This window comes from Shewanella aquimarina (assembly GCF_023349185.1).
Lineage (GTDB): Bacteria > Pseudomonadota > Gammaproteobacteria > Enterobacterales > Shewanellaceae > Shewanella > Shewanella aquimarina.
The window spans coordinates 190251-207827 of sequence record NZ_JAKIKY010000006.1; the positions used below are offsets into that span (position 1 = coordinate 190251).

Sequence of the window (17577 nt, forward strand, 5' to 3'; positions counted from 1 at the left end):
TGAGTCGCTGCCCACTCGGTGACTAATAGACCTTGGTACAGGATGAGGTAGATGAGCGTTACTTCTTCTGGCTCTACCTCTTCTCTAAGAGTTAGTTTCTACTATTAGCTTATGGCTATTAAGCTAGTTTTGCGGAATGACGCTCGGTTGGCTCACCTCTGTGGGACGCTCACCTGGCTGTTCCATCTTTCTGATCTGTAAAATCATGCCCATGTTAGGGTGATCGAAATAATGGATTTCGTCGCTCTTCACTCGCTTATTCTGTGTCATATAGATGTTGTGCAGATAAGGTATCTGGCTCACAAGGGTTTCATCCTCAGGTTGAGGCTGTGTTTTACTACCTGCTCTATGCAGGGTTAACGCCGTTTCCACATAGAGGTAGTGATTCAGGTAGATGTTGAGCGTGCCGTCGAGTGCCCAAATAGGCTCCGCCTGCTTTTCCTCGAAATTCAAATCGAAATTAAACTGGGGAATGTCGCTGTTATCGAGCTGGGGCGCAGCATTCACCGCGTAGCCATCCTCATTGAAGCGATCTGAGAAATCTTCGCCGCCATAGAGGCGCACAGGCTTGGCCTGATGACGAGGTAGCATAGACTGTTGCCAAGTCATGTGTAGCAGACTCTTGTGTCCTGCCTCGCGCTTTAAGGTGTCGATCATCGCACCAAACTGCGACTGAGAGTCGGCCAATAAGACTGTGCCCGCGCCCAGGGTGGCGTATTGCGGTGTCGGGGCGCCTATGGTTGCAGGGATCTGGCTTGGGTGAGTCACCTGTGCCTGTTGAAGCTGCTTGTCGCATTCTTCGGGCGTTTCCAGCCACTGCTGTGCGTTGCAGCCCTCAAGGCCTAGGCTGGCGCCGGTAATATCTGTGGCAAATAGCGGCGAGATCATGTCTATCGGTTGACGCGTATGGCGATTGCCAGGGCTTGCCAAGGTTTCTTCTAATTGACTTCCCTGACGCTCAAATAGGTAAACTTCTACCTCAAACCAGCGCTCATTGTCTGCCCAAGCGGCGCCGGATAGTGAGGCGAGGGTGGTCACCAATAAAAGACTCTTTTTAAGCACGGGGTTCTCCAAGGCGATTTTGCATGAGTTGAGAGATGATCAGGGATAACAGGGCTAACCTATCCTTGTCTGTCTCTGTTGGCATCAAGAATTTTAACTTACTTGGGCCGTCCATACGATAATTTTGTGGCTGACTCTGTAATAGCCCTATGATAAAGCCAGGATCGACACAGTGGTCGTTATTAAATTCCAGGCTGCCGCCCTTGGCATGCATCTCTATCTTGGCGATGCCGAGTGCCGTCGCCTGGTGTTTGAACAGGGAGACTTCCATCAGGTTCTTGGTTGCCTGTGGCAAGAGGCCGAAGCGGTCGATAAGCTCGACCTTTAACTCGTCCAGTGCCTGCGCCGTGGCGCAGTTGGCGATACGCTTATAGAGTGACAGGCGGATGTTGACGTCGCCCACATAGTCTTCCGGCAGCAGGGCAGGGATGCGCAGGTCAATCTCGCACTGTCCTCTGAGCATCTGATCAAGTGACGGCTCCTTGCCCTCCTTGAGGGATTTCACCGCATCTTCGAGCATCTCCATGTAGAGGGTAAATCCTATCTTGGAGATGTGGCCGCTCTGCTCATCACCCAAGAGTTCCCCGGCGCCGCGGATCTCAAGATCTTGGGTCGCCAACATGAAGCCTGCGCCGAGATCTTCCAGTACGCCGATGGCTTCCAGGCGCTTGACGGCATCCTTGGTCATGCGTTTAGGATGCGGTGTCATCAGGTAGGCATAGGCTTGGTGATGGGAGCGTCCGACTCGTCCCCTCAGCTGATGTAGCTGTGCCAGGCCGAAGTTGTCGGCGCGCTCTATGATGATGGTGTTGGCAGTCGGCACATCGATGCCGGTCTCTATGATGGTGGTACATACCAACACATTGTATTTCTGGTGATAGAAATCTGACATCACCTTTTCCAGCTCGCGCTCGCGCATCTGGCCATGGGCGGTGATCACTCTCGCCTCGGGCAGCAAAGCCTCGATTTCACGGGCGCGCTTCTCTATGGTTTCGACGCTGTTGTGCAGAAAATAGACCTGGCCGCCCCTTAAGATCTCACGCAGTAGCGCCTCGCGTACAGTGGCGTCGTCATACTCACGCACAAAGGTCTTAACCGCCAGGCGCTTGGCCGGCGGTGTGGCAATGATGGAGAGATCCCGCATGCCGGACATCGCCATGTTGAGGGTGCGCGGAATAGGGGTCGCCGTCAGGGTGAGGATGTCGATATTGGCGCGCAGCGCCTTGATCTTCTCCTTCTGACGCACGCCGAACCTGTGTTCCTCGTCGATAATGAGCAGGCCGAGGTTTTCAAATTTAGCCTCGGACTGGAGCAGCTTGTGGGTACCTATGACGATATCCACCTGGCCGAGTTCCAGTTGCTTGAGTACCGCCTGTTGTTCCTTGGCGGTCTTAAAGCGAGACATCACCTCTATCTTGATTGGCCAGTCGGCAAATCTGTCTTTGAAGTTCTCATAGTGCTGCTGGGCCAGCAGAGTGGTAGGTACCAAGATGGCCACCTGTTTGCCGTCGTTGACCGCAACGAAAGCGGCGCGCATGGCCACCTCAGTCTTACCAAAGCCCACATCGCCACACACTAGTCTGTCCATCGAGATGGGGCTGCACATGTCGGTGAGCACGGCATCGATGGCGGTTTCCTGATCCACGGTTTCTTCGAAGGGGAAGCTGCCGGCAAACTGGGCGTACTCTTCTCTATCTAGCTTGCAGGCCTCACCGGGACGAGCCTGACGGCGGGCGTAAACGTCTAACAGCTCGGCGGCCACATCGCGGATCTTCTCAATTGCCTTACGCTTGGCCTTGGTCCAACTCTCGTTGCCCAGCTTATTGAGCTGTGGCGAATCATCGGCGCCGACGCTGTATTGGCTGATGAGATTGAGGGAGGCGACAGGCACATAGAGCTTGTCGCCGCCGGCGTATTCCAGTTTGAGATACTCGGCCACCAGGCCGCCGGTGTCTAAGGTCTCCAGCCCCTGATAGAGGGCGACGCCGTGATCAAGATGGACTATGGGCTGGCCGACCTTGAGTTCCGCCAGATCTTTAATCAGGGCATCCTGGCTGACCTGACGCTGTTTATCGCGCCTACGTTGCTGGGCGATGCGCTGACCAAACAGCTCGGTTTCACACACCAGGGCCCAGCTTTGACCCTTCTTAGGGTGATAGATGGCGCCCTGAGCCAGCGGCGCGACAATCAAACCAAAGGGCTGAGGCTTTTGGCTGAAGCTATCCAGATGGTCCACCAGTGCTGGTTTTATCTCTATCTTGGTCAGCAGTTCCAGCAGCGCCTCGCGGCGGCCCTCTGATTCGACGCAGAACAGGATTGGCATGCCGCCATCGGCAAATGCTTTAAGGCTAATGAGCGGTTGCTTTAGCTTGTGGTTAGCGGTGATGTCAGGTAATGGCTCGACCTGTGCGGCGATGCTGGTGCCCGTTGCCTCATTGCCCTTGACTAGGAAGCGTGGCATCTGCTTAAAGGCTTCGAAGACTTGCTCGGTCAGCAGGTAGAGGTCTTTTGGCGGCAGCAGTGGTCTGAGGGGATCGACCCGGCGATTCTCATAACGCTGGTGGATCTCCTGCAGGTGGTGCCTAGCCGCACCTTCGAGATCGCCTACCTGCACCAGTTGACACTCACCCGGTAGATAGTCGAACAGGCTGGCCGTCTCATCGAAGAACAGCGGCAGGTAGCTCTCAATCCCTGCGGGCATCACCTTGCGGCTCACCATCTGATAGATGGACTCGGGCTCCTTGACCACAACCTCGAATTGGCGGCGGTAGCGCTGCCTAAAACCCTCGATGGCGGCGTCATGGGTGGGAAACTCTTTGGCCGGTAGCAGGCGAATCGATTGGATCTCGCCGCTGGAGCGCTGAGTCTCAGGGTCAAATTCGCGGATGGATTCGACCTCGTCATCGAACAGCTCTATGCGGTATGGACTCTGGGCCCCCATGGGAAAGAGATCTATGATAGAGCCGCGCACGGCAAACTCGCCATGCTCGTAAACCTGCTCTACATGATGATAGCCGGTGTTGACCAGCTGGCTGCGCACCGCCTCTAATGGATAGTTGTCCCCCTTGCTGAGAAGCAGAACATTGCCGGTTAAGAAAGACTGTGGCGGCAACTTCACCATCAGGGTGCTCATGGGCACTATCACCAGGCTATGGCCTGCGCTCGGGATCCTGGATAAAGTCTCTAGCCTCTGGGAAACCAAGTCCTGGTGAGGCGAGAAGCTGTCATAGGGCAAGGTCTCCCGGTCAGGGAAGAGCATGACAGGCACGTCTTGTGGCGCCAACAGGTAGCCTAGCTCGGCCTCTAGCCTGAGCGCGCTGGGCGTATCTGGCGTCACCACTAAGGTCAGGCCACTGTGCTGCTCGCACAATTTAGCCAGGCTGATCGCCTGGGCGGCGCCGGTTAACTGGCTCAGAGTTTGTGGGGATTTGACCCCTTTGACTTTAGGTGGTGTGAGGATGGAGAAAGCATTCATGAAAACAGACTAAGGCCAACAATCGACAATGATGCGGTCATTGTAGAGACTTAGCCCCGTCAGTGCTAGTGAAAACTACCTTGGGGTTTGTTGCTGCTTTTTACGTTGTTGTAATTGTTTTTGTTGAATATTTAGGCTGGCTTTCACCAGTTGCTCGACGTCCTCATCGAGAATTTCGATAAAGCTGAGCTCACAATCGAAACCGCCCTCAGAGGCTTCGTCTTCGCAGCGGGTACACTCACCGATGCAGAGAATGGCGATAAGCGCCTCCCTGATATGTAGGGTGATGCGATAGGCCTCGCCGGGCACAAGCTTTGTTGGGCTTAAGATATGTATACCGCTGCCGCCAAAATGCAGGCCACTGCACCTTTCACCCTCGTGGGTCTGCTGCTCCAGCACATGCTGCAGCACAAGATCGATTTTGCGCGACTGTAGTTTGAGGTAGTCGATTACGGTGCGCGCCTCATCATCAAGGTGCCTGAGCTGGAGCAGACAATCGGCTTCCATCGCCTTCACTTGGCTGATGAGCTGCATGCCGAGCGGCAGCATGGCTCTGAGTTCATGGTCGTTGGGCAGCGGCTGCTCCTTAGGCCAGGGCGATAGGTAAGCGGCGAACCCATGCGCGACGCTAAAATAGGAGTTTGATTGGCTGTTCAACGGATTGCCTCTTGTTTTTAGGGGGCTATTCCCCCTATTATCGTGCCCATCTTAATGATTTATCAAGGCTCTGATATAAAGAGACCCTGCCAAACATGAATTTAGCGTTATCTTGGACCATAGGTTATCGGTACTGGCGAGCACGTAAGGCCAATCCATTTGCCTCATTTATTACCCTGTTTGCCGTGTCGGGGATCTTGCTCGGGGTGGCGGCGCTGATCATTGTCAGTTCAGTGATGAATGGCCTAGAGGGACAGCTCAAGCAGCGCATTTTGGGCGCGGTGCCGCAACTGACGGTGCACAGTGAGCAGCATCTTGGTGACTGGCAGTCTGTCGCATTCAGCCTTGTCGATGGCAAGCAGATCTTGGCCATGAGCCCGAGCGTGGCCACCCAGGCCATGTTGCAGGCACCGGGTAGCATCAGCGCGGTGCAGATCTATGGCATCTATCCCGAACTTGAGCAAGACAATCTCGCGCGGCTTAACCGCCATTTCAATGGCTCCCTCGATAGTCTCGAGGCGGGTAAATACCGCATTGTTATAGGCGCCGAGCTGGCGCGCCGCCTGGATGTGAAGCCCGGCGACAGGCTTCGTGTGTTGAGCGGCGATGGCGTGGTCTATTCTCCGCTGGGGCCGGTACCGAGTCAGCGTAAGTTTACCGTGGCCGGCGTCTTCGAGATGGGCTCCCAGGTGGATGCGAGCCTGGCTTACGTGCATCACGAGGATGCGCTGCGCCTGATGCGCAAATCCCCAAATGAGATCAAGTCGCTGCGCCTCTATCTGGCCGACCCCTTCAAGGCAAGCAAACTGGCGCCTAAGGTCAAGGCCGCGTTTGAGGCCGCGGGTGATAGCGTCACTACCAGCGATTGGCGTGAGAGCTATGGGCATCTGTTTTCGGCGGTGAAGATGGAGAAAAACATGATGTCGCTGATGCTGAGTCTCATCATCGCCGTGGCTGCCTTCAATATCGTCTCGGCCCTGGTGATGATGGTGGTGGATAAGACCACAGATGTTGCCGTGCTGAAAACCCAGGGCCTGACCACAGGGAGCATCATGGGGATCTTCATGATCCAGGGCTCCCTCAATGCCGTCTTAGGCTTGGTGGGCGGCCTGGTTATCGGCGTACTGGCAACTTTGAATATTAACACCCTCTTTTCGGCGCTCGGCATTCATGTGCTTGGGGCTGGTCAACGCCTGCCGGTGCAACTCGAGTGGGGGCAGTTGTCCCTCATCGTGGTCGGCACCCTGGCAATCACATTTTTGGCGACCGTTTATCCCGCGCTGCGGGCGGCAAGCGTGCAACCAGCCACAGCTTTAAGGTACGAATGATCTATGACCCAACAGGAAAAATCTTTGTTACTTCAAGTCAATAACGTTAGCAAGCGCTATCACGAAGGCAGCATAGACACCCAGGTGCTCAGCGGTGTTAACCTCAGTATCGCCAAGGGCGAACAGGTGGCTATCGTTGGCAGTTCTGGATCGGGTAAGAGTACCTTGCTGCATATCATGGGCACCTTAGATAAACCGAGCAGTGGTGAGGTGGAGTTTGACGGCGAAGATCTCTATCGGCTGTCACCATCACGTCAGGCGGCTATCCGCAATCAGGAGCTGGGGTTCATCTACCAGTTTCACCACCTTTTACCCGAGTTTACCGCGCTTGAAAATGTGGCCATGCCTGGACTTATCCAGAAGCGGCCGCGCCAAGAAGTTGAGCAGGAGGCGACAGAGCTGCTTAATCGCGTGGGCCTTGGGCACAGGCTGCATCATACACCGGCTGAGATGTCGGGTGGTGAACGCCAGCGCACGGCGATAGCCAGGGCGCTGATCAATCGCCCGAAACTGGTGTTGGCCGACGAGCCTACCGGAAACCTGGACGCTGCGAGCGGCGATACCGTCTATGAGCTTATCCGCGAGCTGGGCAGCCAGCTGGGTACCGCCTTTGTGGTGGTGACCCATGATCCTAAGCTGGCCGCGCGCATGGACAGACAACTTAAGATGCAAGATGGACAGTTAAGCGCCTGGGAGATGGCATGAGAGAGAGACTCGCCTTCTGGGTAGGCTGGCGCTTCTACATGGCGCGTCAGTCGAATCGATTCATCAGTTTCATCTCCTTTGCCTCGACGGCGGGGATCGCCCTTGGGGTAGCCGTGTTGATCACAGTACTGTCGGCCATGAACGGCTTCGAGCAGGAGCTTGAGCAGCGTCTGCTGGGGGTCGTGCCCCATGGAGAGTTGACCGGGGTGAATGAGCCGCTTCATGACTGGCCCCAGATAGCCGAGGATGCCAAGAAGATCCCAGGCATTCTGGCCAGCGCACCCTTTGTGCGCATTCAGGGGCTGATTCAGAAGCCAGGTGGCTTTCAAGGGCTCACGGTTATCGGCATCACGCCCGCGTTAGAGGCCAAGGTGTCAAACATCGACGACTTTATGCCAGAACCTGCCTGGCAGGCGCTGGCCACTAAAGAGAACAACATAGTGCTGGGTAAGGGGCTCGCCGATGCCCTGGGGTTGTCGCTTGGCAATACTCTGAGTCTCTACACGCCGAACCTCGCGGGTAAGTCTGCGGGTCGAGGTCTGGGCTCGGCCAAGAGTCATCAATTTAAGGTGGCGGGTATCTTTGAGCTCGGCGGCGAGCTAGATCAGACGACGGCCTATATCTCTCTGGATTACGGCGCCGAACTGTTGGGGCTGGGTGAGGGCGTAAGCGGGATCCGCATCAAGGTCGACGATGTCTTCGCCGCGCCGCAGCTGATCCGCACCTTGGGCTATAGTCAGTCGCAGTATATGTATCTGTCGGACTGGACACGCACCCAGGGGCATCTCTATCAGGATATTCAGTTGGTGCGCGCCGTGATGTACCTAGTGCTGGCGCTGGTGATTGCCGTGGCCTGTTTCAATATCGTCTCCACCTTAGTGATGGCGGTGCGCGACAAACAGTCCGAGATAGCTATCTTGCTGACCATGGGAATGGCCAAAGCCACCATCATGGGGATCTTTGTGGTCCAGGGGGCCTTGAATGGTTTGTTAGGCTGTTTTATCGGTGGGGCATTGGGGATCACCCTGGCCTTGAATCTTAGCGCCATTGCCAGCGGGATTGAGCAGCTATTTGGTGTGCAGCTATTGTCGGCCGACGTCTATTTCATCGATTTCTTGCCATCACAGCTGCATCTGTTGGATGTGATGCTGGTGGTGTCACTTGCTTTGGTGATGAGCCTGCTGGCTACCCTCTATCCGGCCTGGAAGGCGAGCCGTATCCATCCCGCCGAGGCACTGGCTGGACGCTAGCTTCAGCTGATAACCGGGAAGGCTGTTAACGACTTTCTCGGTAGGCGCGTTTTTGTTGATACATCCGCCTGTCGGCATCGGAGAGTAACTCTTTGATGTCGGCATTTTGCCCATCAAAAGTGGCGTAGCCTATGCTGAGCGAAGGCGTCAGTTGCTGTGATTGCCAGCAGAAAGGCTGGGACTCTATCGCCTGGGTGATGTGAGCCATGATGGCTTCAATCTCCTGCCCGTCGGTAACGTCATAGAGCAAGATGAGAAATTCATCGCCGCCAAATCGCGCGACCGATCCCTTAATCCCCACCTCTGTCACTAGACGATTGGCGACATATTTTAGCAACTCGTCGCCCGCTTCATGTCCCAGCTCGTCATTTACCCTTTTAAAGTCGTTCAGATCTATGTTGAGCAAGGTAAAAGATGGCTGGTTATGCTTGTTCATCACGCGGTCGAGCTCATTGATGATGAAGCGTCGGTTGGGGAGATGGGTTAATTCATCGTGCAGGGCCGCCCTATGGGTGTGCTGATAGTTCCGAAACAGCAGCAGCATCAGCATATACAGGGTAAAGGCTGCGACCGTGCCCGTGCCGACTATGCCTAGGCGCAGATGATTGATGCGGGAGAGATTTTCAACATGAAATTTGGCGGCCAGGTTCCAGGTTGCACTGGGCAACTTGATGGGATAGATCACATCGGCATCTTCAAAAATATTGGGGTCGCCATAGAAAACCTGTTCCGCTTCGTTAGCGTTTAGCTGTTTCTTGATGGCGATATCGCCGCCCTGAAATTGCGTGATCCCCGTATCATGCAGTAACTGGTTATAGTTCATCACCACGCTCACCCCGCCCCAATATTGGGTGTTTTGGGGATAGTCTTTGAAGATAGGGTAGCGGGCGATAAGGCCCAGCCCACCTTGCACCAGATTCACCGGTCCGGCAATAAACACCGATTGTTGCTCCTTGGCCAGTAGCACTGTCTTAAGCTGATTTGGCTGAGTGCGAAAATCGAAGCCCACCGCCTTTTCGTTGCCCTTGAGGGGATAGACTAAGGAGATGATATTGTTTGGTGCGATGGCGACATTGCGTACGTACTGCGCCTTGTCGAGCAGTTTAGCGGCGATCACATGCCAGTTTTTCATGGCAAAATCGGGGTCTATTGTCACCACTGTGGCCAGACTATCGGCCAGATAGGTGTCTTTATAGATGGTGGCCTCGAAGTTGAAGCGAAGCAGCGCCAGGTTTTTGCGCAGGTTTTCCTCTTCTTGCTGGATCTCATTGTTAACAAAGTACTTTGTTAGCGCACTTATGGTGATCACTGCGGCGAGCAGAAATAAGCAGGAGAGCAATGCGAAGATCGCGACATGTTTTCTATTTGAATTTAAGTGCATGGCCTTCCTGCATTTATTGTGATTATTCTAACGAGCGACTTCATCTAGGGCATGTCATTTAGGTAGATACAAAGCGTTAACCTTGTGATCAATTTGTTCATTCTATCTTAAGTTTCTATGAGATGCGAAGGGGCAATTTCAGCAGCTTATGCTGTGGGTGATGATTAACCCAGTGTGATCGTCGATATCGGGGTAATGATTTAGTTAAGTGAATGCTTAATTGACTGACTGCATACGTGGCTAGCTGCTTACCAGGCTAACTGCTTGTGTGATCAAGTGAGCTAAGCCCGGGTCACAACTCAAGGCAATAGGTCGCGAGGTTTAAGAGGCATAGATCTACTGCCCGGTGACTAATGCCGGGCGACTAGTGCTGGGTTAGCAATGCAATATGAAACATCACTATTTGGCGCGATTCTTCCACTTAAACAGGATCGAGTACTTCCACAGGTTGTGAACGACAAAGTAACCCGAGGCCGCAAAGATGATCCCAAACACCAGGCAACCCAGCAAGAATGGTGGGCCTATGGTGAAGAGTGAGGCCTCTATCCATTGCCAGCTGGCTTCGAAGGCAAATTCTTGGGGGGGGTGGCCGAGTAGTTTGGCGCCAAAGAGGTAGGCGGCGTAGAACATAAAGGGCATGGTAACAGGATTGGTGACCCACACCAGCGCGACGGCGACAGGTAAGTTACAGTTAAACAGTATGGCTAACGCCGCGGCTAATACCATCTGAAACGGCATGGGGATCCAAGCGACAAACAGGCCGACCGCAAAGGCGAGGGGAGCGGAGCGTCGATTCAGTGCCCAGAGGTTAGGTTTGTGTAGCAGCTTACCGAACATCTGCAGGTGTTTATGATTCTGCAGCGTCTCGGGTTTGGGCATATATCGTTGAATGAATTTTTTTGGCATAGCTTAGTGTTGCAGTCTTAAATTATTCATTATGAATCGATTCATGTTTGGCTATTGTGCCACCCTCATCTCCGCGCTGCTCTGGCCCGCCTTGCCGACCCTTTCACTTGCATGTGTGGTGTTAGTCATTGCCGTCATCATGCTGAAATGGTCAAAATTATTGGCTGGTTGCCTTCTGGCTATAGCTTGGATGAGTCTATTTTGCCACCAACTTTTGGTTTTTACGCCTGAAAATTCCAGCGAGCCGCCAACAGTAAGGGGCGAAATCATATCACTAGTTTATCGAAACGGCGACTGGATAAATGCCGATATTCGTATTTTGACCGACCATCCTCTTCAATTTCCTGATAAATATTTGCGCTTGCGCTGGCAAAGCGAACAAAAAGTCGCCATAGGTGAGGTGTGGCTATTCACGCTTGCCCCTAAGCCGATCACCAGCGTGCTTAATCAGGGGGGATTTAATCAGCAGGCCTATCTGTTGTCTAAGCACATCATAGGCAAGGGCAGGGTAATAGCGGCCAAGCGTCTATCGCCGCCGCGGGGGATGCGGGCAGGGCTACTGACACCATTGCGGCAGGCCGTGGCCACATTCGCCAATGGCGATCTGATGCTGGCGCTCATGCTGGGGGATAAGCAGCAGATAAGCGAGGCGCATTGGCAGGGGCTAAGGCAGAGTGGAACCGGCCATCTGGTGACCATCTCCGGGCTGCATCTGTCCGTACTGGCGCTCTGGGTTATGGGGCTGGGAGGCTATCTTTTAGGGTGCTTGCGTCCTCGTCTGGGACTTGGCAATCGCCAAGCCATCGCCTTAGTGGCCTTGGTTTGTTGCGGCCTCTATGCCTTTCTTGCCGGACTGGGGTTGCCGACCCAGCGAGCGCTTATCATGTTGGTTATGGTGATTTGGCTTGGGCTTATCAGGCGCTATGCCTCGCCATTCGAGCGGCTGCTATGGGCGCTCTTCATCGTATTGTTGCTGGACCCCTTGAGTATTCTCGGTGCCGGGCTCTGGCTCTCCTTCGGCGCGCTGGCGATCATTCTCTGGTTCGGCCAATCAGCGTCCGAGCCTGATGAGCGCTTATCGTCTTTGCAGAAGCTGACATACCGCCTTGGCCAGTTGTGGCAGATTCAGTGGCGGTTAAGTTTATCCTTGGGTCTTTTGCAGGGGCTGCTGTTTGGCGGCTTTGCGCCCTACGCCCTGATATTTAACCTAATCTTCGTACCCTGGTTTAGTCTGGTGGTGATCCCGCTAAGCTTCTTGGCCTTGATAACATGGATAACTAGCATCTATATCGGCATGCCCGTGAGCTTACCCCTCTATCTGCTAGATCTTGCCATTTCACCCATGACCTTAGCTTTCGACTGGTTAGGCAAACTTCCTGTTCACTGGTTGCCAGCCTCGATGCAGCTTGTTTCGGCCCTACTGTTTAGCCTGCTTGCTTTTATCTGTTGGCGACTTGCCTCAGGCGCCTGGCGCTGGATGCCCTTGGTGCTTCTCATGCCACTCTGTCTGTGGTGTTTACCTCAAGGGATGACAGATCCTCGCCGTTGGCAGGTCCATCTGTTAGATGTGGGGCAGGGGCTGAGCCTGGTGGTCGAGAAACAGGGGCATGGATTAATCTATGATACCGGCGCCGCCTTCGGTGAGCACTTTAGCTACGCAGAAAGGGTGATCCAGCCCTTCTTGCATTACCGTGGTATAGGCAAGCTTGATTACTTGGTGTTGAGCCATGGGGATAACGACCACGCCGGCGGCGCCAACTATTTGTTGTCCCAGCATCCTGAGGTCAAGCTTGTGACTGACCTCGACTATCCTGGTGCCATGGACTGTCGCCCCAAGAGCATGCACTGGCGGGGACTAACCGTCGAGCTACTGGGGCCGCGAGAGGCTGGCGTTGGCAACAATGCTTCCTGCATAGTTCGGATAAGTGACGGCAGTCGAAGCGTGCTTATCCCCGGGGATATCGAGCGTGAGGGTGAGCAGTCGCTCCTGACGCAGACGCCAGAGGTGACCAGTACCGTGTTGATCGCTGCGCATCACGGCAGCAATACCTCATCGAGCAGCACCTTTATTCAGGCAAGTGCGCCAGACATAGTGCTCTATGCGGCTGGGTTCAACAATCGTTATGGCTTTCCCAAGGCCGATGTGGTTAGGCGCTTCAGCGAGACAAAGGCGCGCCAATACAGCACTGGAGACAATGGTCAGCTCAGTTTAACGCTGGACGAAGAGGGCGTTTTAGTCTCGGGTTATCGCCGGGATTTGGCGCCATTTTGGTATAATCAACGCTTTGAATTTGGTGAGTTTGGCAATCCAGAGTAGAATACGCTTTTTTGCATCTATTGATAGAATCCCGAATGACAAATGCTTCGAAAAGTGAAGTTAGCAGCGTTTTTCTTAGACTGCTGACCTATCTTGTCCCGCTTAAAGGGGTGTTATTTCTGTCTGTGTTCGGCCTAGTGCTTTATGGCTTGGTGGACGCAACCTTTATTTATTCAATTAAACCCTTTATCGATCAGGGCTTTGCCAGCAATGTACCGACCACTCCCGGTTTGGTGGAAGGCGTCGATCTCGGCATGAGTGGCGGCTTTAACTCCGACAGTGATGTGTTAAAAACCGCGCCCTTTGTGGTGATTGGCCTGTTTACCCTCAGGGGACTGGCTAACTTTTTATCTACCTACGGCATCTCCTACATCAGCGCGCGCATGATCATGGATATGCGTCAGCAGGTGTTTGAACATTATCTCAAGCTGCCCGTCAGCTATATCGATGCCGAGAGCAGCGGTAATTTGATCTCCCGGGTCACCTTCGATACCGAGCAGATCGCCAGAGCGTCCGGCAGTGCGTTGATCACCATAGTGCGTGACGGTATTACTGTGATTGGTATGTTGGGGGTGATGTTTTACAACTCCTGGAAACTCTCGCTCTGTATCCTGATTGTCGGGCCCTTGATTGGCCTGGTGATTGCCGTGGTCAGCCGTAAATTCCGTAAGGTCTCTAAACAGATCCAGACCGCCATGGGTGGGGTGACCTCGGTCACCGAGCAGATGATTAAAGGCCATAAGAATGTGTTGGTCTTCGGTGGTCAGCAGGCCGAGTCCCAGCGTTTTGCCAAAGTGAACGACGATAACCGCTCGCGCACCATGAAACTGGCCCTGGCCCAGGCAATCAGCCAGCCTTTGGTGATGGTGATAGGCTCCCTGGCGCTGGCCTTCGTGCTCTATGCGTCAAGCCTTGAGAGCATGCGTGCAGATCTTACCGCAGGTACCTTTGCGACCATCTTGGCGGCCATGCTCGCCATGTTGCAGCCAATTAAGAGCCTGACCCGTGTCAACGCCGAGTTTCAGCGGGGGATCGCCGCCTGTAGTACCATCTTTGCGGTGTTAGACACGCCGGCCGAGGTGGACAATGGCACCTATGAGACGCAAAGAGTGGCGGGACGGCTGAGCTTCGACAAGGTTAACTTCCGCTATGACAATCAGGAAGGCTTGGCATTGAAAGATGTAGATTTTCAGGTCAATCCTGGCGAGACACTGGCCCTGGTGGGGCGCAGCGGTTCCGGTAAGTCGACCATAGCCAGCCTGATCACCCGCTTCTACTCGGATCTCGAAAGCGGTGATATTCGCCTGGATGATGTGAGCCTGAGAGACTATAAGCTGGCGTCATTGCGTCGTCAGGTGGCACTGGTGTCCCAGCAGGTCACCCTAATCAATGATACCATTGCAGCTAACATTGCCTATGCCTACCCGGGTGAGGTGAGTGAGGAGCAGATCATAGATGCCGCTAAGCTCGCCAATGCCTGGGAGTTTATCAGTAACATGCCCGAGGGGATCTATACCCAGGTCGGGGAGAACGGCGTCATGCTCTCAGGTGGTCAGCGTCAGCGTATCGCCATTGCCAGGGCGATACTGCGAGATGCGCCCCTGTTGATACTCGATGAAGCGACCTCGGCGCTGGACACCGAATCGGAGAAGGCGATTCAGACGGGGCTGGATAACCTCAGGCAGAACCGCACCTCGATCGTGATCGCTCACCGTTTGTCGACGGTTGAAAATGCCAACCAGATCTTGGTGGTCGATCAGGGCAAGGTGGTCGAGCGCGGCACCCATAGCGAGCTACTGACCAAGCAGGGGATCTATTACAACCTGTACCAGATGCAGTTTGGTAGCTAAGCACAATGCAGGCGTTGGTTAATCGTCTCTGGTATGACAGGCTGCCCGGTGTTCACTGGTTGCTTGTACTGCTGCTTCTGCCACTCAGTGGCTTGTTTTATCTATTGACGAGCCTCAGACGACAGCTGTTTCGTTTGGGGCTTAAGGCAAGCGCGCGGCTCGATGTGCCTGTGATTGTGGTGGGCAACATCACGGTCGGTGGCAGCGGCAAGACCCCCACGGTCATCTATCTCATCGAACTGCTTCGCCGTAATGGCTATCGCCCTGGGGTGATCAGCCGCGCCTACGGCGTCGAGTTTTCCGGCTGCAAGCGGGTTATTGCTGGTATGCCAGCGAGTGAAGTCGGCGATGAACCTGCCATGATAGTAGCGCGAACTCAGGTGCCTATGGTGATAGGCTGCGATCGTGTGGCCGCGGGTCAAGCCCTGCTCGAATGGCAAGCGGTGGACGTCATCATCAGCGATGACGGACTGCAGCATTATCGACTCGAGCGAGATGTCGAGATCTTAGTGCTCGATGGCAAGCGCCGTTTCGGTAATGGTCTGCTGTTACCTGCAGGCCCCCTGCGAGAGGGACGCTGGCGTCAGCGCACAGTCGATTTTACCTTAGTCAATGGTGAGAGAGCCCATTCGGAAGAGTTTGAGATGGCGCTGTCCCCCGGCAATTGGCGCAGGGTGGCCGACGGCGAGCTGGTCTCAGCTAATTTAACTGAGAGCCTAGCCGATAATCCGCTTTCTGACAATGTGGCTATCGCCGGGATAGGCAATCCACAGCGATTTTTCGATACCCTAACCCAACTTGGGGTTCATCCCGTTCACCAACATGCCTTTGACGATCATCAGGCCTACAGCCTAGCAGCCATAGAGACGGTCGCGGCGGGGCGAGGCGTGCTAATGACAGAGAAAGATGCGGTTAAATGTCGCGATTTTGCAAAGTCTAACTGGTGGTATCTGCCGGTAGATGCCAAGATAGCACCAGAATTTGAACAGCAATTGTTAACGCTGCTTGAGCGGCGCTAAAACGTACAACAAGGAAATTAACATGGCGTTTGATAAGAAACTTTTAGAGATAGTTGCCTGCCCTGTATGTAAGGGGAAGCTTGAATATGACAAGGCTAATCAGCAGCTTATCTGTAAGGCAGACCGTTTGGTCTATGCGATTAACGAAGGGATCCCCGTATTGCTTGAAAACAAGGCGACCCCTTGGAACGAAGAAGCTTAAGCCGCTTGGTGTAAAAAGTGTCGCTGTTTATCGCGTGGCATTCTTGAGACGTGTCGGTCGATACGTCTCTCGCTTTCTCCTCATAGGCGCCACCTATCAGTCAGTCTGGTGCCGCTCATAGTTTCCCCGCTTACGCCCCTGAAGATTGCATTTGCGCAAGCTTGCACACATAATCCCCTTTCACTTTTACCGGAGTATCTTGTGTGACTGTTTCTAGCCTTCAACATGTGATTGATAAACTGCTTGTCGAACATCAGGGCGAACGAATAGTTAGTTTCGAATACCAAGGTCGCAAGTATTGGCTTAAACAGGCAGAGCGTCTCACCGGCGCCATGCGCTGGCTAAAGTCCCAGCCCCAGGCGGCACTGCAGCTTGAGATAGCAACCCTTACTCAACTCGCCAAGAAAGGGGCTCCCGTGCCCGAACTGGTTGCCAGCGGTGAAGGGTTTCTGGTCGTGGCCGACGTAGGCATGCCGATTAATGCTTGGTTAAATGCTGAGATCGATGAGGCCGAGAAGCTCAAGATTTTACAAGATAGTGCAACCGGGTTGGCTCAATTGCATCTAAAAGGTTTGGCTCACGGCAGGCCTGCCCTAAGGGATATTTGTTGGCAAGCGGGTAATGTTTCCTTTATCGATTTCGAGGCAAATCAGCAAGACTGCGATATGCATAGGCAGCAGATCAGAGATCTCCTCGTCTATATCCATAGCCTGTATCGCTACATAGGACCCCATCCAGAGATTGTTGAACCTGTGATTGCTGCCTACCGTGCTGCGGGGGGAGAGTCGCTCTGGCAGGCTTCAAAGCAAGAGATGAAGAAGTGGCAGTGGCTTAACTATCTTATTGCGCCGCTAAAATCTATCGGTGGAAAGGATCTTCGTCCTGTCTATTGGCTTCTGCGTCACTTTAAACAGACCCATTAATTACTAGGGCCTGTTTATCTTTCGCGTTCATTTTTGCAGCATTCTGTATCGCTTTTATATAAGGCAGAGCGATTGTAATGTAGTGCACTACATCAATGAGTGATAACCCAGTAGAAAAATGATACAGACGCTGCCCGCAGGGTTCGTCTTGAGTACGTTCAACTCTTTGTTACTCGGCTTTTATATAGAATAACTATACTTCAAGCCTCATGCCGCGATTTGAACGTGCTCAATTAGAACAAAATTTGTTCTCAAAAGATAAACAGACCCTAAGCTTTCTCCCGCTTTTCATCCCTCCAGCAGTCAATTCTATGTCAGAACGACGCGATCGCTTGTGCATGATGAGGTAAAACTTGCTGTCTTGGGTTTTAATTCTGAGCTTCGTTGATAATTTGGTGCAATCAACTTTTTATGTAATTCTGCGTCGAGTTTTACACCAAGGTTTGTTGTTTTGACAACTTTTAGCTATTCGTTGCGCATTGATTTTCATGGGGTTTTAAAA

13 protein-coding genes are annotated in these 17577 nt (G+C 53.6%); 8 read left to right on the forward strand and 5 right to left on the reverse strand.

From position 1 onward, the window contains the following. Nucleotides 1-123: 123 nt before the first annotated feature. The 3 genes from L2731_RS09575 to L2731_RS09585 form a co-directional block, all read right to left on the reverse strand. A complete protein-coding gene (locus L2731_RS09575) occupies nt 124-1062 on the reverse strand; it encodes a peptidoglycan binding protein CsiV (protein ID WP_249252875.1) in 939 nt (312 codons plus the stop codon). Further along, complete coding sequence (gene mfd / locus L2731_RS09580) at nt 1055-4537, reverse strand: transcription-repair coupling factor (protein WP_249252877.1); 3483 nt, start codon at nt 4535-4537, stop codon at nt 1055-1057. Before mfd ends, L2731_RS09575 begins: the two co-directional genes overlap by 8 nt. Nucleotides 4538-4612: 75 nt before the next feature. Beyond that, nucleotides 4613-5194, reverse strand: a complete 582-nt coding sequence (locus L2731_RS09585; RefSeq protein WP_249252879.1) for a hypothetical protein — start codon at nt 5192-5194, stop codon at nt 4613-4615. A 95-nt stretch (nt 5195-5289) separates the two neighbouring features. On the opposite strand from L2731_RS09585, the gene L2731_RS09590 reads away from it, so the two are divergent. From L2731_RS09590 to lolE, 3 genes are read left to right on the forward strand one after another with little or no spacing between them, the layout of a single operon-like run. After that, the gene (locus L2731_RS09590) at nt 5290-6522 is read left to right on the forward strand and encodes a lipoprotein-releasing ABC transporter permease subunit (RefSeq protein WP_249252882.1); all 1233 of its coding nucleotides are present in this window, start codon (nt 5290-5292) and stop codon (nt 6520-6522) included. A gap of 3 nt (nt 6523-6525) precedes the next feature. Then, on the forward strand, nt 6526-7227 hold the full coding sequence (lolD, locus tag L2731_RS09595) for a lipoprotein-releasing ABC transporter ATP-binding protein LolD (RefSeq protein ID WP_249252884.1): 702 nt from the start codon (nt 6526-6528) through the stop codon (nt 7225-7227). Then, on the forward strand, nt 7224-8477 hold the full coding sequence (gene lolE, locus L2731_RS09600; RefSeq protein WP_249252887.1) for a lipoprotein-releasing ABC transporter permease subunit LolE: 1254 nt from the start codon (nt 7224-7226) through the stop codon (nt 8475-8477). The genes lolD and lolE overlap by 4 nt, the downstream gene beginning before the upstream one ends. A 25-nt stretch (nt 8478-8502) precedes the next feature. On the opposite strand, the gene L2731_RS09605 is transcribed toward lolE, so the two are convergent. Together L2731_RS09605 and L2731_RS09610 are read right to left on the reverse strand one after the other, a co-directional pair. Then, nucleotides 8503-9858 (reverse strand): diguanylate cyclase domain-containing protein, encoded by a 1356-nt coding sequence (locus L2731_RS09605; protein ID WP_249252889.1) that lies wholly within the window; start codon nt 9856-9858, stop codon nt 8503-8505. A gap of 399 nt (nt 9859-10257) precedes the next feature. Further along, nucleotides 10258-10764: a DUF2062 domain-containing protein gene (locus L2731_RS09610; protein WP_041511563.1), complete on the reverse strand. Its 507-nt coding sequence runs from the start codon at nt 10762-10764 to the stop codon at nt 10258-10260. Nucleotides 10765-10807: 43 nt separating this feature from the next. Here L2731_RS09610 and L2731_RS09615 point away from each other — a divergent pair, with 43 nt between their 5' ends. From L2731_RS09615 to L2731_RS09635, 5 genes are all read left to right on the forward strand, one after another. Next, entirely contained in the window at nt 10808-13081 is a 2274-nt protein-coding gene (locus L2731_RS09615; RefSeq protein WP_275659052.1) for a DNA internalization-related competence protein ComEC/Rec2, read from the forward strand. A gap of 35 nt (nt 13082-13116) precedes the next feature. Beyond that, nucleotides 13117-14931, forward strand: coding sequence for a lipid A export permease/ATP-binding protein MsbA (gene msbA / locus L2731_RS09620; RefSeq protein WP_249252891.1), 1815 nt, complete (start codon nt 13117-13119; stop codon nt 14929-14931). A gap of 5 nt (nt 14932-14936) precedes the next feature. Next, nucleotides 14937-15950 carry a tetraacyldisaccharide 4'-kinase gene (gene lpxK, locus L2731_RS09625; RefSeq protein WP_249252893.1) on the forward strand — a complete coding sequence of 338 codons (1014 nt, stop codon included), beginning with the start codon at nt 14937-14939 and terminating at the stop codon, nt 15948-15950. A gap of 22 nt (nt 15951-15972) precedes the next feature. Beyond that, nucleotides 15973-16152, forward strand: coding sequence for a Trm112 family protein (locus L2731_RS09630; RefSeq protein ID WP_041511559.1), 180 nt, complete (start codon nt 15973-15975; stop codon nt 16150-16152). A gap of 203 nt (nt 16153-16355) precedes the next feature. After that, nucleotides 16356-17075, forward strand: coding sequence for a lipopolysaccharide kinase InaA family protein (locus L2731_RS09635; protein WP_249252895.1), 720 nt, complete (start codon nt 16356-16358; stop codon nt 17073-17075). Nucleotides 17076-17577 lie beyond the last annotated feature (502 nt).